The following is a 19503-nucleotide window of genomic DNA, read 5'->3' on the forward strand; positions in this document are numbered from 1 at the left end:
CGCTGCGTGAGACCAGCGCCGTGGAAGTCGTGTTCCATGCAGATCGAGGTGCCCAGTACACGTCGTCACAGCTTCATGCTGCTGCCCTCGAATTGGGAGTGCAGCAGTCGGTGGGACGGACCGGCGTCTGCTGGGATAACGCGATGGCTGAGTCGTTCTGGTCGACGTTGAAGACTGAGTTCTATGACCGGCGGTCGTGGTCGACGCGAGCGGAAGCCAGGCAGTCCGTAGCGCGGTGGATCGAGGTCGTCTTTAACCGGCGCAGGTTGCATTCGAGGTTGGGGATGGTGCCGCCGGTGGAGTTCGAGCGGGGCATGGTCGCGGCGGTTGAGACGGTCGGGGGCGAGCAGGAAACGTCACTCACGCACGCCGCGTGAGGTGGCTCACGTGTCTACAGCTTGCGGGTAACCCCACTCTGCCGTCACACCCTCTGGAGCCGTCACTGTCTCCGAACCGAGGGAGCTCAGAGCGGTACCGTGTCGGAGCCTCCGGCGGGCTCATCCCCGGTGACGCGCGACTTGACGAGCTCCGCGATGCTGCGGGCCTTCCCTCCCGGGGTGCCCCAGAACTGCGCGGAATCCGTGCTCACGCGGATGAGGCCGAGTGCGGGATCTGTCCGCCCACCCTCGAACCACTCCGCCGCGCGATCGTTCCACAGCTCGTCGATCTTCGCCTGATCCTCGACGAACTCGACGTGTCCGGACACGGACAGCCAGGTCCCGGCCTCGGCCACGGAGAGGTTGACCTGCGGCCCCTGGCGCAGGGCCTCGGACTGATCTCCGGCGAGCGAGAGGAAGAACCAGACGTCGCAGTTATCGGTCACCTGCTGGGGGACCATCGGGTGGGCGAGGAGCTTCCCGTCGTGGCGCGCTGTCGTCACCATGACCCACGGGGCGCTGCTCAGTGCGTGGGCGACGTCCTGCTGAGTGATGTCCTTCATTGTGTTCACCTCCTGACGCAGTGGGCAAGGTGCCTTGCCTGCGTAACGTCCACCCTATGGGCGCGTGGTCGGAGAGTCCACGCCCACGCTCCCTCCGTCACTTCTTCTTGCTCTTCTTCGCCGCGCTTGCGCCGATGCCGGCGATGAGCGCGACTGCGATGGCCGCCATCCAGGAGTCCTTGGCCAGGGCTGTGCCTGCGCCGGACGGGCGGACTCCGTCCTCCTCAGTCTTCTCCGGGTCGCGGAAGTAGATGCTCAGCAGTCCCGCGGAGAATCCGCCCAGTGCCAGACCGGCGAGGCGATTCGGCACGACGGGCAGCAGGAGGGCGCCGCCCACGGCGATCTCGCCGAGTGCGACGAGCTTACCGAACTGCTGGGAGTCCATCTCCTCGAGAGCCGGGATGCCCTTGACTGCCTCCGCGTGGAGGTATCCCGCTGTGCCTTCGTCCATATCAAGCTTCCCGATGCCCGAGTTGAGGATGAAGGCGCCGGGCACCGAGCGCAGTGCGATGCTCGCGATCGAGGGGAGTGCCATGGTGAGTCCGCCTTTCGTGGTGCGACGAGTGTGCGCGAACGGTCGTTCCGCTCGATACTCACCCTAGACGCTCCGCAGCGCGGGACGACGGGAAGAGGCGAACCTCCTCCGCGCCTGTCACGGACGCTCCCAGTCCTCGATCCTGCCAGGCACGACGTCGAAGAGCGGGTGCGGGGCGGGGTCGGACGCCCGCCACCGCTCAGTGTCCTCCGGACTGCGGCCGGCCAGCTTGCGTCCCAGGTGGGACCACTCGAATGCGAGCTGCCCATCGGTGACCGGCATGAGGGGAACGTCGCCGAGGTCGTCGCCGCCGTCACGGTGTCGTGCCGGCTGCACGATCCGGTCGCGGTCGAAGCGGTAGCCGCGGGCCGTCGCCTCGGCGGCGAGGCCGGTCAGGTATGCGCCGATAGCGGACAGGGGGTCGTCCAACGCCCGGAAGCGCACGAGCTGAGGGTGGCTGCGGTATCCGCGTGTGCGCCCGCCGAGCACGGCCTGCGCCAGCAGGCTCTCGCGCCAGCAGGCGACGAGGCCCTTCCCGTCCAGGTGTGCGGGGTGCAGCGACCAGAGCCTCACCGTGCTGGCTTCGCGAGCTTCGAGGGCCACCACACGGCGGGTCCGATGTCGTGGACGAGAGCGGGGACCAGCAGTGCCCTGACGAGGAACGTGTCGAGCAGGACCCCGAACGCCACGATGAACGCGATCTGCGCGAGGAAGAGGATCGGGATGACCGACAGTGCGGCGAACGTCGCGGCCAGCACGACGCCTGCGGATGTGATGACGCCTCCCGTCACGGCGAGCGCTCGGATGACACCGGGTCGAGTCCCGTGTGCCAGCGACTCCTCCCGCACGCGGGTCATGAGGAAGATGTTGTAGTCGATCCCCAGCGCCACGAGGAAGATGAATCCGTAGAGGGGGACTGCCGGATCGGCTCCGGGGAACTCGAACACGTGGTTGAACACGAGCGCGGCGACCCCCATCGCGGTGCCGAAGGACAGCACGGTCGTGAGCACCAGCAGGATCGGGGCGAGCACCGCCCGCAGGAGCACCATGAGGATCAGCAGGATGACCACCAGCACGATGGGGATGATGAGGTTCCGGTCGTGGATCGCCGCGTCATTCGTGTCCACCGCCGTGGCGGTCACTCCACCCACCAGCACAGCAGCGTCGGCTGCGGCATAGGCCTCCCGCAGATCGCGCACCGTGTCCTGTGCGGCCGCGGAGTCGGCCGGGTCGCTCAGAGTCGCCTGGAGCATGATCGAGTCGTCGACCGTGGTGGGCTCCGGCGCCGGAGTGCCCGGAGGCCCGTACGCGCTGATGCCGTCCTCGTCGACCGGGGCGGAGCCCGCATCGGTCTCATCGGTGGTGACGGTGACGCCGTCGATGCCCGGGTGGTCGAGGAGGACGTCAGCGGAAGCCTGCAGAGAGTCCGCGTCGGTGACGACGTAGGTGGGACTTCCCGAACCGCCGGGGAAGTGCTTCCCCAGGGCCTCCTGGCCATCGCGCGCCTCGGAGGCGCCCAAGACCAGTTCCGACTGGGGCACCCCCTCGGCCTCGAGCTGGGTGACGCCCAGGGCGCCCACGAGCAGCAGGAGGGTCGTGCCGATCCAGATGCGTCGGGGTCGGCGCTCCACGGCTCGTCCGGTCCGCGCCCAGAGCCCCTTCGTGGGCACTCCGCCCTCGGCGGCGACCAGCTCGGGCTCGAAGCGCGGACGACGAGGCCAGAAGGCGGCCCGGCCGAAGGCGTAGAGGATGGCGGGTAGGAGGGTGAGGGCGGAGACCATCGCGAAGACGATGCCGATCGAGGCCACGGGGCCCAGCGTGCTGTTCGACTTGAGATCGCTCAGCAGCAGGCACAGGAGGCCGGCGATGACCGTTCCGCCGGACGCCAGGATCGGTTCGACCGATCCGCGCAGTCCCTGGAGGGATGCGGTCCACGTGTCCTCGTGCACACGCAGCGCCTCGCGATAGCGCGCGACGTAGAGGAGCGAGTAGTCGGTCGCCGCACCGATGACGAGGATGAAGAGGATGCCCTGGGTCTGCCCGCTCAGCAGGAGCACTTCCGCCTTGGCCAGCCACCAGACGGTCAGCAGTGCGACGGTGAGGGCGGAGACGCTCGTCGACAGCACCGCGATCGGCAGGAGCAGGGAGCGGTAGACGACGATGAGGATGACGAAGACGGCGGCGAGCGCCACAGCAAGCAGCAGCCCGTCGATGCCGGCGAAGCCTGCGGCGAGGTCCGCACTGACCCCCGCGGGCCCGGTGACGAAGACCTCCACGTCATCGGGCAGGTCTGCGCCGAGCGCGTCCGAGACCTCCGGTACGACGTCCCCCAGTTCAGCATCGGAGCCGATGGGCACGAACGACTGGGCGGCGAGACCGTCGTCGGAGGGGATCACGGGAGACAGGTCGTCCTGCACGCCGGAGATGTCGGGGAGCTGTGAGACGGCCTCATCGATCTCCTGCAGCTGCCCGTCGGTCAGCTCCGTGTCGGAGGTGAAGACGATCACCGCTGGGATGGCGTCCTCGTCGTTGAACTCGCCCAGCAGTTCCTGCACTGCCGTGGCGTCCGCGGACTCGGGCAGGTACGTCGTCTGATCGTTGGAGGAGACCTCCGAGACCTTTCCGAAGTACGGTCCGCCCACCGCCGCTCCCGTGAGCCACACGAGGATGAGGAGGCCCGGCAGGAAGACCCGCAGCCAACGGGGGACACGACTGCCGGTCGGTGCACGGTGGGTCATCTGCGGCTCCTCAGGGGTGGGGTGGGGATCGATCTGACGAAGTTCCAGGGAGCAGACTATACTGTCTTCATGGAAATAGTAAACATGAGGATAATAGTGTGCGGCTCCACTGCCCGCGAGTCGTAGGATAGCCAGCATGTCAGCACCAGAGTCAGGGGCCGATGCGGTGTCGGAGAACCTGTATGAGGTCGATGCGGCGGACCCGCTGCATCGCCTCGTCGATCGTTCAGGCATGTCGACCGACGACATCGAGCAGATCGGGCGACTCATGCGAGGGATCGCGGACCTTCGGGCGGCCGAGCAGCGCCTGACCGAGGCGTCGCAGAAGTACATGAAGCTGAGCCAGCAGGACATGCGTGCGATCCAGTACCTGATCGTGGCGAGCAACCGCGGGACGATGGTGACTCCCAGTATGATCGCCGCCCATCTGCAGATCTCCGCGGCGTCGACCACCAAGCTCCTCAACCGGCTGGAGGACGGCGCACACATCACGCGCGAGGTGCACCCCGGTGATCGCCGTGCCTTCGTGGTGCGCGTGACGCCGGGGACCATGGAGTCCGCGATGGACACGGTGGGACGACAGCACGCGAAGCGGTTCGACGCGGCGGCCCGTCTGACACCGGAGCAGCGCGACATCGTCCTCGACTTCTTCCAGGACATGACCCGGCAGCTGTCCCTCGACGACGCGGCGTGGGCCGAAGGCCTCTGACGGCGTCCCGCCTGCCGCCGGGATGATCTGTGCGGGCCAGGCGGAATAGAACCTCGTCGCGGAGGGGTTGACCTCGGGGCCGACCGGTCGTGAACCCGGTCGGCCGTCACCCGGTCGGTCTGAGTCCGGTCGGTCTGAATCCCGCGAGCAGAGGAGTACCCCGCTGTGCCCGTTCCCCTGAGCATCCTCGACCTCGTCTCCATCTCCGACGGGTCGACGGCCCGTGACGGCATCGCCGCATCGGTGAGCTCGGCACGGCTCGCCGACCGGCTCGGGTATCGGCGGCTGTGGTTCGCGGAGCATCACAACACCGTCAACCTCGCTGCCAGTGCGACAGCCCTGCTCATCTCCCACGCGGCCGAGGCCACGGAGACCATCCGCCTCGGATCCGGTGGCGTCATGCTCCCCAACCATGCGCCGCTCATGGTCTCGGAGCAGTACGGGACCCTCGCGAACATGCACGGGGACCGGATCGATCTGGGCCTCGGGCGAGCGCCGGGAACCGACCAGATGACCGCGCAGGCGCTCGCCCGCTCGTCGGCTGAGCCCCAGGCCTTCGCCCAGAACATCTACGACATGCAGGGATGGTTCGGCGACGAGGGGCGGGCATACAGCACGCCGATCATCTCTGCCGTGTCCGCGAGGACGCATGTGCCGATCTGGGTGCTGGGTTCCACCGTGAACGGTGCTGCGATCGCGGGTCAGCTGGGACTTCCGTTCTCTGTCGCGTCGCACTTCGCTCCCGACCAGCTCGACCAGGCGATCCGCGTCTACCGCGAATCATTCACGACGGAGGCGCCGACAGCGCAGATCGAAGAGCCCTGGGTCATGGCCGGCATCAACGTGATGGTCGCGCCCACTGAGGACGAAGCGGCCCGCGAGTTCACGACGGTCGAGCAGATGTTCATGGACATCCGCTCGGGCGGACGCCGCAGGCTCCAGCCTCCGATCGACCCCGAGGCGCTCGCCGCACGCGGCGGTGGACGCAATCCGATGCTGGAGATCAGCGCAGTCGGCTCCCCGTCGACGGTGAAGGACCAGCTCGACGCCTTCGTCGAGCGCACCGGGGCCGACGAGCTCATCACCGTCACCTATGCGTACGACCCGACCGTCCGTGAACGTGCGCTCCAGCTGCTGGCGGACGTCTGGTTCTGACCGCAGCGCGGTCGGGGAGCGCCCGCGGGTGCCTCTTCCAGAGCCCGTGTGATCGGCGTATCGTCGCCACATGAGCATGACGATCGGTGCGAGCGTGTACCTCAACCTGCCCATCTCCGACGTCGCGGCGGCGCGTGCCTTCTGGACCGCCGCGGGAGTGCGGATCTCCGAGCCCTACTCGAATGAGAGCGCCGTCGCGCTGAGCTTCAGCGACCACGTCATGGTGATGCTGCTGCGGCGTGACTTCTACAGTGAGTTCCTGACCGGCCGCGCAGTCGCGGACACGAAGACCACCAGCAGCTGCCTCATCTGCCTCGACGCGGGGTCGAAGGAGGACGTCGATGCCTTCGTCGATGCCGCGGTCGCTGCCGGCGGGAGCGAGGTGCCTCCGCCGGATCCGAACCCGGCACAGGCGGCGATCGATGAGGGACTCATGTACGGCCGGACGTTCTTCGATCCGGACGGGCACAGCTGGGAGATCCTCTGGATGTCCGGTCAGATGCCGGAGGGCTGACTCTCAGCACTCCTCCCATCCCACGTCGCTGCTTCCTTGTCGGGACGGATCCGCGCAGAAGACGACCGTCTGACGCGCAGGTCAGAAGAGCGCAGGCTGCGCTGGTCGCGGCGCGGCAGTGGTGGGTGCGGCGGCGGGCGCGGGCCGGGGCGCCTCCTCGTCGACCTGCCCCTGCAGGCCGTGACGTGCGATGAGCGGTGTGATGCGCCGGGCGAGCATCTGCCGGTACGCCCGAGGCGGGTAGGCGGAGCGTGCGTACATCCCGGTGTAGGCGTCCAGGATGTCCGGGCGATGGTCCCTCAACCATCCGACGTACCATTCCCTGGCGCCGGGGCGCAGGTGGAGGGCGCCGTAGACGACACGATGGGCGCCGGCGTCTGCGATCACGGACAGTGCGTCGTCGAGCTGCTGTGAGGAGTCGGTGAGGTAGGGGAGGATCGGCATGAGGAACACGGTCACTCTGAACCCCAGGTCTGCAGCGGCGCGGACTGTTGCGAGCCGCGCTCTGGGCGACGGTGTGCCGGGTTCGATCGACTGCTGCAGATCGTCATCGAACACCGCGATGGACATCGCGAGGTCCACTGGGACCGCATCAGCCGCCCGCGCCAGCAGCGGCAGGTCACGGCGGAGCAGGGTGCCCTTCGTGAGGAGCGAGAACGGGGTGCCGCTGTCAGCCAACGCCTCGATGATCCCGGGCATCAGCCCGTACCGCCCTTCGGCCCGCTGGTAGGGGTCCGTGTTGGTGCCCAGGGCGACGTGCTCGCGACCCCACCGCGGCCGGTTCACCTCTGCGGCGAGGACGTCGGCCACGTTCACCTTCACGACGACCTGCCGGTCGAAGTCCCTCCCCGAGTCCAGATCCAGGTACGAGTGGGTGTTCCGCGCGAAGCAGTAGACGCAGGCGTGGGAGCATCCGCGGTACGGATTGACCGTCCAGTCGAACGGCATCGAGCTGCGGGCGGGAACGCGGTTCAGGGCAGATTTCGCCCGCACCTCGTGGAACTGCATGCCGACGAATTCCGGCGCGGTCGTCGTCCGCACCAGTCCGGGCAGCTCGAGTGTCCCCGTCGCACCAGTGGTGCCGGGTGCGTCCGTCGTGCTCTGCGCGCTCCATCTCATGACACTGATTAGAACAGGTGATCGAATACTGCGCAAGGGTGCATGTTGCGCCATGCGCGCGCCACGCGCCTTGCTGGGCGCCCGGCTGCCGGCGGTCGAGGTGATCTGAATCACTGTATCGTCGGCGCGGGCGCTCTTGCGCTTGGTTCAACTTTCAACTAATGTCTTGCCTGTAGTCAGAACACAACGACTTGAGGAGAAAACATGACTGCTCTGCCGAACAACCTGACAGCCGGAACCTGGAACGTGGATGCCGTCCACTCGAAGTTCGCCTTCATCGCTCGCCACGCCGGGGTCTCGAAGGTCCGCGGCCAGTTCGATGTGATCGCCGGCGAGATCGTCGTCGGTGAGGACTTCGAGAGCAGCACGGTGAGCGCAGAGGCCGACGCCTCCTCCATCACCACGGGCAACGAGCACCGTGACGGACACCTGCAGTCCGGCGACTTCCTGCTGGCCGAAGAGAACCCGAAGATCGTCTTCGAGTCCACCGGCATCTCGAACTTCGACGGCGAGGAGTTCGACCTCGCGGGCACGCTCACGATGCGCGGCATCACCAAGGACGTCACGCTCAAGGCGGAGTTCGGCGGTGCGGCTGAAGACCCCAACGGGAACATCGTCGCGGGCTTCTCCGCCACCGGTCGCATCAATCGCAAGGATTGGGGCATGGACTTCGAGGCCGTGCTCAAGGGCGGCGAGCTGCTCGTGTCCGACAAGATCACCCTTGAGATCGACATCGAAGCGGTCAAGGCCTGATCTTTCCGGATCCAGCGGTCGGATCAGCGGATGCGTCCGCCCGAACCGCGCAATGACGAAGCCCGAGGTGCCACTCACCTCGGGCTTCGTCATTGCACAGCGCGTACACCGCTCGCCTCGCTCGACAAGGCGGAGTCGACCCGCTCCACTCAGCCGGCGAGCGTCCGGGCGTATGCGCGCAGCCGGGCCGCGGCCTCGGCGACGTCGTCGGCACCCTTGCAGAAGGAGTACCGGATGATCCCGGCCATCGCCTCCGCTGTCGCGGACCCGGCCTGACACAGGGCGGGCACCGGAACGCCGGTGACGCCGACCTCCCGGCTGAGGCGCTCGTTCAGCGCGAACGCATCCACCGACTCGTCGGAGGGGCCCGTGAAGTCGACCAGCACGAAGTATCCGGAGGCGGGGACCACGACCTCGGCCCCCGGCACCTCCCGCAGTGCTGCGACCAGTCCGTCGCGCCGCGCGGCCAGCGTCCGCGCGTTCTCAGCGGGGAACTCGGAATGCTCTGCGAGCGCGTGGGCGATCGCAGGTTGGAGAGGTGCTCCGTTCGTGAACGTGAGGTACTGCTTCACGGCACGCACCGCCTCGAGGACTGCGGGGGAGCCGATCAGCCACCCGATCTTCCACCCCGTCGCGTTGAATGCCTTGCCCGCCGATGACACGGTGACGACCGTGGGACTGTCCAGCACGGCCGCGGGCGCAGTGTGACTCCCGTCGAAGACCAGGTGCTCGTACACCTCGTCGGTGAGCAGCCACGCGTCGACGGATGCCGCGAGCGTCCCCACCCGCCGGATCTGCGCGGCATCGAGCACGAGGCCCGTCGGGTTGTGCGGGGTGTTGAGGAGGACGATCGATGTGTTCTCTGAGATCGCGTCCGACAGCGCCGTGAAGTCGACGTGCACCGACCCGCCGTCGATGGTCAGGCCCACGGGCCGCAGCCGCGCACCTGCGAGCGCCGCGGCAGCCGCGTACGAATCGTAGTAGGGCTCGAGGACGACGACGTCCGTGCCCGGCGGCGCGAGCGCGACGATGGCGGCAGTCAGCGCCTCCGTCGCCCCTGCCGTCACGAGGACGTCGGCGGGGGAGACGCGGTGGCCCCAGTCGCGCTGCCGATGCATCGCGATCGCTTCGCGCAGGACGGGTGCGCCCAGCGGCGGGGCGTACTGATTCGTCCCCTCGCGCATCGCCGCGTACGCGGCATCCAGCAGGAATGTGGGAGCCGGATCGCCCGGCGCTCCCTGGCCCAGGTTCACCGCGTCGTGCTGTGCGGCCAGCTGCGTCATGCGGCCGAACACCGTCTCCTGGACCTCGCCCGTCGCGGTCACGAGCCCTGCCGCCTCGGACATCCGATGCCAGATCGGCTGCTCGCCGTCGAGGCTGCCGGGTGCCTTCGTGTGATCGGGCATCAGCGGACCCCGATCCGGTCGAGCGCGGTGTCATGGAGGATCCCGTTGCTCGCGACGGCGTCCGCACCGAACGGACCCGAGGTCCCCTCGAGTCCGGTGAACCGTCCACCGGCCTCCGTGACGATCGGGACGAGGGCAGCCATGTCGTAGAGCTCGAGATCCGGCTCCGCAGCGATGTCCACGATGCCCTCGGCCACCATCATGTAGGACCAGAAGTCACCGTAGGCGCGCGTGCGCCAGACATCATCGAGGAAGTCCAGGAACCCGCCGCGCAGTCCGCGCTCCTTCCAGCCGCTCAGCGACGAGTACGACACCGAGGCGTCACCCAGGGCACTGACCTGCGAGACGGCGATACTCTGCGGCGGGCCGCCCGCCGTCGTGCGGTGCGCTCCGCCACCGGCCCGCGCCCACCAGCGCATGCCCAGAGCGGGGGCGCTCACGACCCCCAGGATCGGGTCCGTGCCGTCGTAGAGGCCGATGAGCGTCGCCCACACGGGCACACCGCGGACGAAGTTCTTCGTCCCGTCGATCGGATCGATGATCCAGCGACGTCCCGTGTCGTCTCCGCGGGAGCCGTACTCCTCGCCCAGCAGCGCATCGTCCGGGCGCTGGGCCGCGAGGGCATCCGACACGTGCTGCTCGACAGCGCGGTCGACCTCGGTGACGGGGGAGAGATCGGGCTTCGACTCGACCGCGAAGTCATGGGCGCTGAAGCGGGGGAGCGAGATCGCGTCGGCGGCATCGGCGAGTTCGAGCGCGAGCGTGAGATCGTCTGCGGTGGTCATGAGCCAAGTCTACGGAGCCGGACGGCTCCGCGCGCGCACGTCCGCGTGACGCGCACGCGGACGTGCGCTCACGCGAGGTTGCCCAGCAGTCGCCGCAGGGACCTGAGGCGACGCGCCCCCGCGGGGCCGGCCGCGCCGGAGCCGACCCAGGCGTCGAGTGCGCATCCCACCGCGTCCTCCGCATGCGTGCAGCCGCGCGGGCAGTCCGCCGTCGCCGGGGTCAGCTCCTCGTACGCGGACACGACGGCATCGGGATCGATGTGCGCGAGGCCGAAGCTGCGCACTCCCGGAGTGTCGACGACCCAGCCGCCCTGCGGCAGGGGCAGAGCCCACGTCGACGACGACGTGTGGCGACCGGAGCCGGTGTTCTCGTTGACGGACCCGGTCGCCCGGCCCGCACCGGGCACCAGTCGATTGATGAGCGTGGACTTGCCCACGCCGGAATGGCCGAGCAGCACGCTCTGCCGGTCGGTGAGGTGGGGCAGGAGCGCGTCCGTCCGCGGCAGCCCGTCCTCGTCGAACCCGCACTCGACGATCTCCACGTCGACGTCCGCGAAGCGCTCACGGATCAGATCAGCCGGTGTCAGGTCCGTCTTCGTCACGGCGAGGAGCGGTCGGATCCCCGCGTCGAACGCCGCGACGATCGTCCGGTCGAGGAAGCCCCACGAGGGCTCCGGGTCCGCGGTCGCGGTGACTGCCACGAGCGTGTCCGCGTTCGCGACGACCACGCGCTCCGTGGGATCCGTGTCATCGGATGACCGGCGCAGGACCGTGGTGCGCTCGTCGACTGCGACGATCCGGGCCAGGGTCCCGTGGTCACCGCTGGTGTCTCCGACCATGCTGACGCGGTCGCCCGGGACGATGGCACGGCGACGCAGGTGGGCGGCCCGGACGCAGGTGACCACCGGCGCCTTCGCGGACGCGGACGCGAGGTCCGTGCCGGCGATGACGCGGTAGCGACCCCGGTCCACCGACACGATGACGCCGCGCACGGCATCCGCATAGTCGGGGCGCTGCTTGGTGCGCGGACGGCTTCCGCGCCGGCTGGGGCGCGGACGGTACTCCTCGTCGCTCGTGATGACGCGACCCATATCGAGTGTGAGCGCTCAGGCGCTCACAGCCTCCGTCCACAGATCGACGAACGAGGGCATGGTCTTCGACACCGTGTCGGGGTCGTCGAGCACCACACCGGGCACGCGGAGGGCGACGACCGCACCGGCCATCACCATGCGGTGGTCGTGATAGGTGCTCCAGACGGATGGGGAGTGCGGGGGAGAACGGAACGTGAGGGAGTCGGCACTCTCCTCCACGACTGCTCCTGCCTTCGTGAGCTCCGCCGTGAGGGCGGCCAGCCTGTCCGTCTCGTGGCCGCGCAGATGGCCGATCCCGCGCAGCGTGCTGGTGCCCGTGGCGAAGGCGGCGACCGCGGCGGTCACCGGGGTGAGTTCACCGACGTCGGACAGATCGAGGTCGACCGCGGGCAGCTCTGCGGGACCGGTCACCGTGAGAACGCTGCGGTTCTGCTCCACCTGCCCGCCGAAGGCTTCAGCGATGCGGCGGAACTCGTTGCCCGCCTGGGTGGTGTGGAGGGGCCAGTGGGGGATCGTCACGCGCCCGCCGGTCACCAGCGCCGCGGCGAGGAACGGGGCGGCGTTCGACAGGTCCGGTTCGACGACGACGTCGAGTCCGCGCGGCCTGCCCGGCTGGACGACCCAGTGTCCCGGTTCCGGCTCCTCGACGAGGACTCCCGCATCGGACAGCACCTCGACGGTCATATCGATGTGCGGCCGGGACGGCAGCGTCCGGCCCGTATGGGTCACTTCGACGCCGAGGTCGAAGAGGCACCCGGAGAGCAGCAGTCCGGACACGAACTGGCTGGAGGCCGATGCGTCGATGCTGACGTGGCCGCCGCGCACGCCCTGGGGGGCGTCGACGCGGAACGGCAGGCGGCCGTCGGCCGACTCGACGTCCACACCCAGCGCCTCGAGGGAGTCGAGGATGGTCGACATCGGCCGTGTGTAGGCCGTGTGATCGCCGTCGAAGTGCACCGTACGCCGCGTCGCCGCAGCCAGGGCCGGGACGAAGCGCATGACCGTGCCGGCGAGACCGCAGTCGACGGCGAGGGGCGTGCGATCGTCGTCAGCTGCCGGCTCGAAGCGGAGGGGCGAGATCCGAAGATCGCCGCTGCCGTCCTCCTCGATGACGGCGCCGAGGCTGCGCATCGCCTCGATCATGAGCGTGGAGTCGCGACTGACCAGCGGATTGCGGATGACGGACGGCGAATCCGCCGCCGCAGCCGTGACGAGGTAGCGGTTCGTCAGTGACTTCGAACCGGGGACGGTGACGGTCGCCCGTACGGGGCCTGTCGCGGCGGGTGCCGCCCAGCGTGACGCCTCGACCCCCGCCATCAACGCTGGGAGACGGCGTCGACGGCCTTCGCGGACGTCTTCTCGATGTTCTTGCGCAGGTCCTCGGCGGCGTGCTGCGCGCGCCACACGAGGCCCGGCTGACCGGCGGTGTCGACGCTCGCGAGCAGTGCACCGCCCAGCATCGAGGTGCGCATGACCATCGTGGCCCGGCGTTCGTTCTTCTCTTCCTTCGTCGCGGCGCGGTCCTTGTTCAGGGCGTCGCCCGCGAGGTCGAGCATGTACGTGCTCACGAGCACGGCGGAGGCGGCACGGGGGAAGCGCCCGATGGCCAGCAGCGCGCCGGCGGCCACCTGGGCGGCACCGGATGCGCGGGCGATCGTGTCCGCCCCGACCGGCACGTCGACGACCCTGCGGGCGACTGCGAGCACAGCCTCCGTCGAATCCACGGAGGCGTGCGGGTCGCGGACCCGGGCGATGCCGTTCGCGATGTAGGCGCTGGCGAGCATAGGACGGGCGAGGAGTCGGACAGGGTTCACGGTGGATCCTTCCGTGCAGGGAATGCGGTCTGCGGCTCAGCATATCGTCCCGACGGCCGTACAGGCCCGGTGGACGGAATACTCTTCCGGGGCCCGGCGTTTGCCGTGCATGAGGAGGTGGCCGTGCCGACAGACACGTGTGAACGCGTCACGGACCCCGTACGATGGGATCTGATGACTGAGACTGCCCAGACGCCTTCGGCGGAGACGGACGACGAACGCCACGAGCGATTCGAACGTGATGCGCTGGAGTATGTGAACCAGCTCTACGGTGCTGCCCTGCGCATGACGCGCAACCCCACAGACGCCGAAGACCTGGTGCAGGAGGCCTACGCGAAGGCGTACGCGGCCTTCCACCAGTACACGCCGGGGACGAACCTCAAGGCCTGGCTGTACCGGATCCTCACGAACACCTTCATCAACAACTACCGCAAGAAGCAGCGTCGTCCGCAGGAATCGAGCGGCGAGGGCGTCGAGGACTGGCAGATCCATCGGGCGGCCGGACACACGTCCTCCGAGGGGCGCTCCGCTGAGCTGGTCGCGCTCGACTACCTCCCGGACTCCGATGTGACGGACGCCCTGTCCTCACTGCAGGAGGACCGCCGGATGGTGGTCTACTACGCGGACGTGGAAGGACTGCCCTACAAGGAGATCGCAGAGATCATGGGCACGCCCATCGGCACAGTCATGTCCCGCCTGCATCGTGGACGGCGGCAGCTGCGGGACATGCTGGCGGACTACGCACGTGAACGCGGCTTCGGAGTGTCGAAGGAGGAATCATGAGCGCGAGCGACGAAGCGTACGAAGGTCCCTGCTGCGACAGCGCACGCGCGCGCAGCCTGGAGAGGATCTACCACTACCTCGACGGCGAGCTCGCGTCGCACGAGATCACGAAGATCCAGGCGCACCTCGATGACTGCACCGACTGCAGCGGCGAATTCGAGATCGAAGCGCTCCTCAAGGAGCTCGTCCGGCGATCGTGCAGTGCCGGTCAGGCACCGGAGGGCCTGCGGGAGAAGATCCAGGAGCGGATCGTCATCGAACGCCGCACCACAGTGATCCGCCGCATCCGCTGACATCTGCACCGTGTGGCCGGCAGCAGCACTGTGTGGCCGGCAGCAGCATCATGACGTCGCATCGCCGGTCTGCACCACAGCAATGCGGAGAAGGCCGGGAGACCCTCAGGGTCTCCCGGCCTTCTCCGCGATTCAGCCGCGCGGTGGATCACCGACGCGGCGCGCGATCACGTGTTGGGGCGCTTGCCGTGGTTGGGGCCGCGCTTCTTGCGGTCGCGGCGCTTACGGGCTCGCTTGCTCATGGTGCACTCCTTCTTCGGGTGGATACGATCCTTGCACAGTGAGGCCTGACGCGCCAAACGGCGGCGCCGAACAGCGTCGCCGAACAGCGTCGCCGATGCGGCCCCGGGGTCCGCTGCGTCCGTCAGCGCTGCGCAGCCGCGAAAGGCCGCGCCTCGATGATCAGTCCTCCGCCAGTGCGTCGGCGACGCCGAACCAGTCGAACCATCCGCGGTGGAGGACCAGCCAGGCCATGAGGCCGTAGCCCTCCTGCGCGGGGGTCGCCGTCCGGGTGGATGCGAGCTCCCGCTGCCAGACGGGGTGTGAGCGCAGCGGCGTGAACGTGTCCACGTAGGCGATGCCGCGCCGGTGAGCGACATCGGCGAATCCCGTGTTGAACTCCGCGAGGCGCCTGTTCCGATCGCCGTCGCGCACCGGCGCGGGACCGACGACGAACGTCTGCACCTCCGCGGTCAGCGCAGAGTCGAGGATGTTCGCGACGTTGAGGCGAGCACGTGCGACAGAGATGCCCGATTCCGTGTCCGCCGACCCCAGCCCGAGCACCAGACGGTTCTCCGTCTGATCGGAGAACCTGCGGGAGGCCTCGTCCATGCAACGGGCGGCGAGACCGGAGGAGTCCTCGTCAGCGGAGGCGAGTGCGTAGAAGTCGCTGTCCGGTACAGACGGATACGTGCGCGCGGCGACTCGGCCGACCCATCCCAGTCCACGACCGTCGCCGTGGCCGGCGACCAGCTGGTCACCGACCACGACGACGGTATGACGACGGCGGGACATCAGCGGTCGAAGACCCGGTCGAGGAGCTCTGCCTGTTCCTTGTCATGGATGCTCTTGAGACCCGTCGCTGTCGACGCGGACGCAGTCCGCGCGACGACGCGCAGCGCCCGGCCGTCCAGGTGCTCCGGCAGGTGCGTGTGCATGAACGGCCACCCGCCCTGGTTCTCCGGCTCCTCCTGTGCCCAGACGACCTCGGCCTCGGCCGGATACTGCGAGAGCACCTCGCGGATGGACTCGTCGTCGAGCGGGTACAGCTGCTCGAACCGGACGATCGCGGTGCGGGTGTCCTCACGCTTCTTCTGCGAGGCCACGAGCTCCCAGTAGAGCTTGCCGGACACCAGGACGACGCGGTCGACCGTGCCGGCGTCGACGTCCGGGTCCGCGATGACGGGCCGGAACGTGCCGGAGGTGAACTGCTCGACCGAGCTGCCGGCCGCCTTGAGGCGCAGCATCGACTTCGGCGTGAAGACGATGAGCGGGCGCTTGATGTCCGCGTGCGCATGACGACGCAGCAGGTGGAAGTACGACGCACCGTCCGCCGGGTTCGCGATCGTCATGTTGTCCTGCGCGGCGAGCTGCAGGAAGCGTTCGATGCGGGCCGATGAGTGGTCCGGTCCCTGTCCCTCGTAGCCGTGCGGCAGGAGGAGCACGATGCCGGACGTCTGCATCCACTTCTGCTCAGAGGACGAGATGAACTCGTCGATGATCGTCTGCGCGCCCTGCATGAAGTCGCCGAACTGCGCCTCCCACAGGACCATCGCCTCGGGGCGCTCGACGGCGTAGCCGTACTCGAAGCCCATCGCGGCGTACTCGCTCAGCAGCGAGTTGTAGATCCAGAAGCGCGCCTGCTCGTCGGAGAGATTGGCGAGCGGGGTCCACTCGTTGCCGTTGGTGTTGTCGACGAGCACGGCGTGGCGCTGGGTGAACGTGCCGCGGCGGGTGTCCTGGCCGGACACGCGGACCGGGACGCCCTCGTACAGCAGCGAGCCGAATGCCAGCAGCTCCGCGAAGCCCCAGTCGATGCCGCCGGACCGCGTCATCTCCTTGCGCTTCTCCAGGAGGCTGCGCAGCTTCTTGTGAATGGTGAAGCCTTCGGGGATGTCCATGAAGGAATCGCCGATCCGCTCGATGAGCTCCTGCGGCACGGCCGTCTCCGGCTTCGTGCGGCCCTCGATCGTACGAGTGCTCTGACGGTGACCGAACGCGGAGTCCGTCTGCGGCCCCTCGTTCTCCGCCTCCTTCGTCTCTGCGAATGCGGACTCCAGCTTCGACTGGAAGTCGGCCAGCGCGTCCTTCGCCTCTTCCTCCGTGATGCGCTTCCGCCCCACGAGCGATTCGGTGTAGAGCTTGCGCACGGTCGACTTCTGGTCGATGAGGGAGTACATGACCGGCTGCGTCATCGACGGATCGTCGCCCTCGTTGTGACCGCGGCGGCGGTAGCACACGAGGTCGATGACGATGTCGCGGTTGAAGGCCTGGCGGTACTCGAAGGCCAGCTGCGCCGCGCGGTAGACGGCTTCCGGGTCGTCGCCGTTCACGTGGATGACCGGTGCGCTGATGATCTTCGCGACATCGGTCGAGTAGAAGGACGATCGGGCCGATGCCGGGGGAGTCGTGAAGCCCACCTGGTTGTTGATGACCACGTGGATCGTGCCGCCCGTGCGGTAGCCGCGCAGCTCGGAGAGGTGCAGCGTCTCCGCCACCACGCCCTGGCCGGCGAAGGCCGCGTCCCCGTGCACGAGCACGGGGAGGACGGGGAACCCGGTCTGGTTCGGGTCGAGGATGTCCTGCTTGGCGCGGGCCACGCCTTCGAGTACGGGGTTGACCGTCTCGAGGTGGCTGGGGTTCGCCGCGACGTACACCTTCGTGGAGTTGCCGTCGGGAGAGGTGAACGAGCCGTTGGTGCCCAGGTGGTACTTCACGTCGCCCGACCCCTGGACGGCGCCCGGGTCCGGGATGCCCTCGAACTCGCTGAAGACCTGTGCGTAGGACTTCCCGGCGATGTTCGTGAGCACATTCAGCCGGCCGCGGTGAGCCATGCCGACGGTGACCTCGTCCATCCCGGAGTCCGCGGCCTGGTTGAGGATCTCGTCCAGCAGGACGATCGTCGATTCGCCGCCCTCCAGAGAGAAGCGCTTCTGGCCGATGTACTTGGTCTGGAGGAAGGTCTCGAAGGCCTCTGCCGCATTGAGGCGGCCGAGGATGTGGCCGTGCTCCTCGCGCGTGAGCTCCTGGATCGGATTCTCGAGCTTCGACTGGAACCAGCGGCGCTGCTCCGGATCCGCGATGTGCATGTACTCGATGCCGGTGGTGCGGCAGTAGGAGTCGCGGAGGATCCCGAGGATGCTGCGCAGCGGCAGCAGTCGTGCGTCGCCCAGACCGCCGGTGGGGAACTCGCGCTCGAGGTCCCACAGCGTGAGTCCGTGGGTGTTGATGTCCAGGTCCGGATGGGTGCGCTGACGGTAGACCAGCGGGTCGATGTTCGCCATCAGGTGACCGCGGGCGCGGTAGGCATCGATGAGTTCGATGACGCGCGCGGTCTTGTTGATGTCGTCGTAGTCGTCCGCGGAGACGTCGGGGACCCAGCGGACCGGCTCGTACGGCAGGCGCAGCGAGGCGAAGATGTCGTCGAAGAACCCGTCTTCTCCCAGGAGGAAGCTGTGGATGAGCTTGAGGAACTCGCCGGAGCCGGCGCCCTGGATGACGCGGTGGTCGTAGGTCGAGGTGAGCGTCAGCACCTTCGAGATCGCCAGACGGTTGATGGTCTCCTGGCTGGAGCCCTGGAACTCGGCCGGGTAGTCGAGCGCACCCACACCGATGATCGACCCCTGGCCGACCGTGAGGCGAGGCATGGAGTGCACCGTGCCGATTCCGCCGGGGTTCGTGAGCGACGCCGTCGTGCCGGCGAAGTCGTCGGCGGTCAGCTTGCCATCGCGCCCACGCACGATGAGATCGTCGTAGGCGTCGACGAACGCCTTGAAGGTGAGCGTCTCGGCCTTCTTGATGTTCGGGACGAGCAGGGTGCGCGTGCCGTCCTTCTTCGGGACGTCGATCGCGATGCCCAGGTTCACATGCCCCGGCTGCACCATGACGGGCTTGCCGTCCTGGACGTCGTAGTAGACGTTCTGACTGGGGAACTCGCGCAGCGCACGCACCATCGCGTACGCGATGATGTGCGTGTAGGAGACCTTCCCGCCGCGTGTTCGCTTGAGATGCGAGTTGATGACGATGCGGTTGTCGATCAGTGCCTTGGCCGGCAGCGCTCGGACCGACGTGGCGGTGGGGACGGTCAGCGACTCGTCCATGTTGGACGCGATCAGCTTGGCGGGGCCGCGGAGCTTCGTGACGACATCCTCGACGTCTTCCGCGACGGCGCTGCGGCGCTCCGGCAGGTTCTCCGCCCCTGCGGACTTCGACTCGGCCTTCACCGTCTCCTCGTCGGCCGTCGACGGGTTGACGCCGCGGTCGGTCGTCGTGTCCTTGTCGGCGGCGGGCGCGGGCTCCGACGGCTGCTTCGCGGGTGCGGCCTTGGCCGGTGCGGTCTTGGCGGGCGCCGACGTCTTCGCAGGTGCCGCCTTCGCGCTCGAGGCGGACTCGCCCTTGCCCGAGGAGGGGGCCGTGCGCGCGCCATTGGCCGATGCGCCGCCCTCCGCTTCGAACTTCTCGAACACCGGCCACCAGGACTTGTCGACGGAGTTCTTATCGGACTTGTACTGCTCGTACATTTCCTCTACCAGCCACTGGTTCGACCCGAAGTCGGACGCTGCGGTCGTGGGGGTGTTCATTGGCACGGCGTGATTCGCCCTCTTCCACGCTAGGGAGATAAGACTGTGCCCGCAGTCTATAGGCAGTGA

At 68.2% G+C, this 19503-nt stretch carries 20 protein-coding genes; 7 read left to right on the forward strand and 13 right to left on the reverse strand.

What is annotated here, in order from left to right; translation table 11 throughout:
• Positions 1-377: integrase core domain-containing protein (locus BJEO58_RS11715; protein ID WP_145997556.1), on the forward strand; the 377-nt coding region annotated here is incomplete at its 5' end.
• Positions 378-463: 86 nt separating this feature from the next.
• On the opposite strand, the gene BJEO58_RS11720 is transcribed toward BJEO58_RS11715, so the two are convergent.
• The 4 genes from BJEO58_RS11720 to BJEO58_RS11735 all read right to left on the reverse strand — a co-directional run bounded on the left by BJEO58_RS11720 (position 464) and on the right by BJEO58_RS11735 (position 4213).
• Positions 464-940: a pyridoxamine 5'-phosphate oxidase family protein gene (locus BJEO58_RS11720; RefSeq protein WP_101589667.1), complete on the reverse strand. Its 477-nt coding sequence runs from the start codon at positions 938-940 to the stop codon at positions 464-466.
• Positions 941-1037: 97 nt separating this feature from the next.
• Positions 1038-1475 carry a hypothetical protein gene (locus BJEO58_RS11725; protein ID WP_101589668.1) on the reverse strand — a complete coding sequence of 146 codons (438 nt, stop codon included), beginning with the start codon at positions 1473-1475 and terminating at the stop codon, positions 1038-1040.
• A 117-nt stretch (positions 1476-1592) separates the two neighbouring features.
• Positions 1593-2048, reverse strand: a complete 456-nt coding sequence (locus tag BJEO58_RS11730; protein WP_101589760.1) for a pyrimidine dimer DNA glycosylase/endonuclease V — start codon at positions 2046-2048, stop codon at positions 1593-1595.
• Positions 2045-4213 carry an MMPL family transporter gene (locus BJEO58_RS11735; RefSeq protein WP_101589669.1) on the reverse strand — a complete coding sequence of 723 codons (2169 nt, stop codon included), beginning with the start codon at positions 4211-4213 and terminating at the stop codon, positions 2045-2047. Before BJEO58_RS11735 ends, BJEO58_RS11730 begins: the two co-directional genes overlap by 4 nt.
• Before the next feature lie 136 nt (positions 4214-4349).
• Here BJEO58_RS11735 and BJEO58_RS11740 point away from each other — a divergent pair, with 136 nt between their 5' ends.
• The 3 genes from BJEO58_RS11740 (at position 4350) to BJEO58_RS11750 (ending at position 6591) form a co-directional block, all read left to right on the forward strand.
• Complete coding sequence (locus BJEO58_RS11740) at positions 4350-4922, forward strand: MarR family winged helix-turn-helix transcriptional regulator (RefSeq protein WP_101589670.1); 573 nt, start codon at positions 4350-4352, stop codon at positions 4920-4922.
• Positions 4923-5087: 165 nt separating this feature from the next.
• Complete coding sequence (locus BJEO58_RS11745; protein ID WP_101589671.1) at positions 5088-6077, forward strand: LLM class flavin-dependent oxidoreductase; 990 nt, start codon at positions 5088-5090, stop codon at positions 6075-6077.
• 70 nt (positions 6078-6147) lie between these two features.
• Entirely contained in the window at positions 6148-6591 is a 444-nt protein-coding gene (locus tag BJEO58_RS11750) for a VOC family protein (RefSeq protein ID WP_144573837.1), read from the forward strand.
• An 81-nt stretch (positions 6592-6672) separates the two neighbouring features.
• Here the strand turns inward: BJEO58_RS11750 and BJEO58_RS11755 are convergent, their stop codons facing one another.
• Positions 6673-7710: an Rv2578c family radical SAM protein gene (locus BJEO58_RS11755; protein ID WP_101589673.1), complete on the reverse strand. Its 1038-nt coding sequence runs from the start codon at positions 7708-7710 to the stop codon at positions 6673-6675.
• A gap of 204 nt (positions 7711-7914) precedes the next feature.
• Here BJEO58_RS11755 and BJEO58_RS11760 point away from each other — a divergent pair, with 204 nt between their 5' ends.
• Positions 7915-8463: a YceI family protein gene (locus tag BJEO58_RS11760; protein WP_101589674.1), complete on the forward strand. Its 549-nt coding sequence runs from the start codon at positions 7915-7917 to the stop codon at positions 8461-8463.
• Between the two features lie 149 nt (positions 8464-8612).
• On the opposite strand, the gene BJEO58_RS11765 is transcribed toward BJEO58_RS11760, so the two are convergent.
• The 5 genes from BJEO58_RS11765 to BJEO58_RS11785 all read right to left on the reverse strand — a co-directional run bounded on the left by BJEO58_RS11765 (position 8613) and on the right by BJEO58_RS11785 (position 13559).
• Entirely contained in the window at positions 8613-9869 is a 1257-nt protein-coding gene (locus BJEO58_RS11765) for an aminotransferase class I/II-fold pyridoxal phosphate-dependent enzyme (protein WP_101589675.1), read from the reverse strand.
• Positions 9869-10654: a histidinol-phosphatase gene (hisN, locus tag BJEO58_RS11770; RefSeq protein WP_101589676.1), complete on the reverse strand. Its 786-nt coding sequence runs from the start codon at positions 10652-10654 to the stop codon at positions 9869-9871. The genes BJEO58_RS11765 and hisN overlap by 1 nt, the downstream gene beginning before the upstream one ends.
• Before the next feature lie 68 nt (positions 10655-10722).
• A complete protein-coding gene (gene rsgA, locus BJEO58_RS11775; protein WP_101589677.1) occupies positions 10723-11745 on the reverse strand; it encodes a ribosome small subunit-dependent GTPase A in 1023 nt (340 codons plus the stop codon).
• Between the two features lie 15 nt (positions 11746-11760).
• Positions 11761-13062, reverse strand: coding sequence for a 3-phosphoshikimate 1-carboxyvinyltransferase (gene aroA, locus BJEO58_RS11780; RefSeq protein ID WP_101589678.1), 1302 nt, complete (start codon positions 13060-13062; stop codon positions 11761-11763).
• Positions 13062-13559 (reverse strand): DoxX family protein, encoded by a 498-nt coding sequence (locus BJEO58_RS11785; protein ID WP_101589679.1) that lies wholly within the window; start codon positions 13557-13559, stop codon positions 13062-13064. The genes aroA and BJEO58_RS11785 overlap by 1 nt, the downstream gene beginning before the upstream one ends.
• A 174-nt stretch (positions 13560-13733) precedes the next feature.
• Here BJEO58_RS11785 and BJEO58_RS11790 point away from each other — a divergent pair, with 174 nt between their 5' ends.
• Positions 13734-14342 carry a sigma-70 family RNA polymerase sigma factor gene (locus tag BJEO58_RS11790; RefSeq protein ID WP_101589761.1) on the forward strand — a complete coding sequence of 203 codons (609 nt, stop codon included), beginning with the start codon at positions 13734-13736 and terminating at the stop codon, positions 14340-14342.
• Positions 14339-14635: a mycothiol system anti-sigma-R factor gene (rsrA, locus tag BJEO58_RS11795; RefSeq protein WP_101589680.1), complete on the forward strand. Its 297-nt coding sequence runs from the start codon at positions 14339-14341 to the stop codon at positions 14633-14635. The genes BJEO58_RS11790 and rsrA overlap by 4 nt, the downstream gene beginning before the upstream one ends.
• Before the next feature lie 167 nt (positions 14636-14802).
• Here the strand turns inward: rsrA and BJEO58_RS15400 are convergent, their stop codons facing one another.
• The 3 genes from BJEO58_RS15400 to BJEO58_RS11805 form a co-directional block, all read right to left on the reverse strand.
• Positions 14803-14877: a 50S ribosomal protein bL37 gene (locus BJEO58_RS15400; RefSeq protein WP_373270417.1), complete on the reverse strand. Its 75-nt coding sequence runs from the start codon at positions 14875-14877 to the stop codon at positions 14803-14805.
• Between the two features lie 160 nt (positions 14878-15037).
• Positions 15038-15649, reverse strand: coding sequence for a GDSL-type esterase/lipase family protein (locus BJEO58_RS11800; RefSeq protein WP_101589681.1), 612 nt, complete (start codon positions 15647-15649; stop codon positions 15038-15040).
• Entirely contained in the window at positions 15649-19440 is a 3792-nt protein-coding gene (locus tag BJEO58_RS11805) for a multifunctional oxoglutarate decarboxylase/oxoglutarate dehydrogenase thiamine pyrophosphate-binding subunit/dihydrolipoyllysine-residue succinyltransferase subunit (RefSeq protein WP_425456977.1), read from the reverse strand. The genes BJEO58_RS11800 and BJEO58_RS11805 overlap by 1 nt, the downstream gene beginning before the upstream one ends.
• Positions 19441-19503 lie beyond the last annotated feature (63 nt).

Source organism: Brevibacterium jeotgali (assembly GCF_900169175.1).
GTDB lineage: Bacteria > Actinomycetota > Actinomycetes > Actinomycetales > Brevibacteriaceae > Brevibacterium > Brevibacterium jeotgali.

Excerpts from the sequence above, each read along its gene's own strand:
- BJEO58_RS11720 (WP_101589667.1), bottom strand. The coding sequence starts at position 940 with ATGAAGGACATCACTCAGCAGGACGTCGCCCACGCACTGAGCAGCGCC.
- BJEO58_RS11725 (WP_101589668.1), bottom strand. The coding sequence starts at position 1,475 with ATGGCACTCCCCTCGATCGCGAGCATCGCACTGCGCTCGGTGCCCGGC.
- BJEO58_RS11735 (WP_101589669.1), bottom strand. The coding sequence starts at position 4,213 with ATGACCCACCGTGCACCGACCGGCAGTCGTGTCCCCCGTTGGCTGCGG.
- BJEO58_RS11740 (WP_101589670.1), top strand. The coding sequence starts at position 4,350 with ATGTCAGCACCAGAGTCAGGGGCCGATGCGGTGTCGGAGAACCTGTAT.
- BJEO58_RS11750 (WP_144573837.1), top strand. The coding sequence starts at position 6,148 with ATGAGCATGACGATCGGTGCGAGCGTGTACCTCAACCTGCCCATCTCC.
- BJEO58_RS11755 (WP_101589673.1), bottom strand. The coding sequence starts at position 7,710 with ATGAGATGGAGCGCGCAGAGCACGACGGACGCACCCGGCACCACTGGT.
- BJEO58_RS11760 (WP_101589674.1), top strand. The coding sequence starts at position 7,915 with ATGACTGCTCTGCCGAACAACCTGACAGCCGGAACCTGGAACGTGGAT.
- BJEO58_RS11765 (WP_101589675.1), bottom strand. The coding sequence starts at position 9,869 with ATGCCCGATCACACGAAGGCACCCGGCAGCCTCGACGGCGAGCAGCCG.
- hisN (WP_101589676.1), bottom strand. The coding sequence starts at position 10,654 with ATGACCACCGCAGACGATCTCACGCTCGCGCTCGAACTCGCCGATGCC.
- rsgA (WP_101589677.1), bottom strand. The coding sequence starts at position 11,745 with ATGGGTCGCGTCATCACGAGCGACGAGGAGTACCGTCCGCGCCCCAGC.
- aroA (WP_101589678.1), bottom strand. The coding sequence starts at position 13,062 with ATGGCGGGGGTCGAGGCGTCACGCTGGGCGGCACCCGCCGCGACAGGC.
- BJEO58_RS11790 (WP_101589761.1), top strand. The coding sequence starts at position 13,734 with ATGACTGAGACTGCCCAGACGCCTTCGGCGGAGACGGACGACGAACGC.
- rsrA (WP_101589680.1), top strand. The coding sequence starts at position 14,339 with ATGAGCGCGAGCGACGAAGCGTACGAAGGTCCCTGCTGCGACAGCGCA.
- BJEO58_RS11800 (WP_101589681.1), bottom strand. The coding sequence starts at position 15,649 with ATGTCCCGCCGTCGTCATACCGTCGTCGTGGTCGGTGACCAGCTGGTC.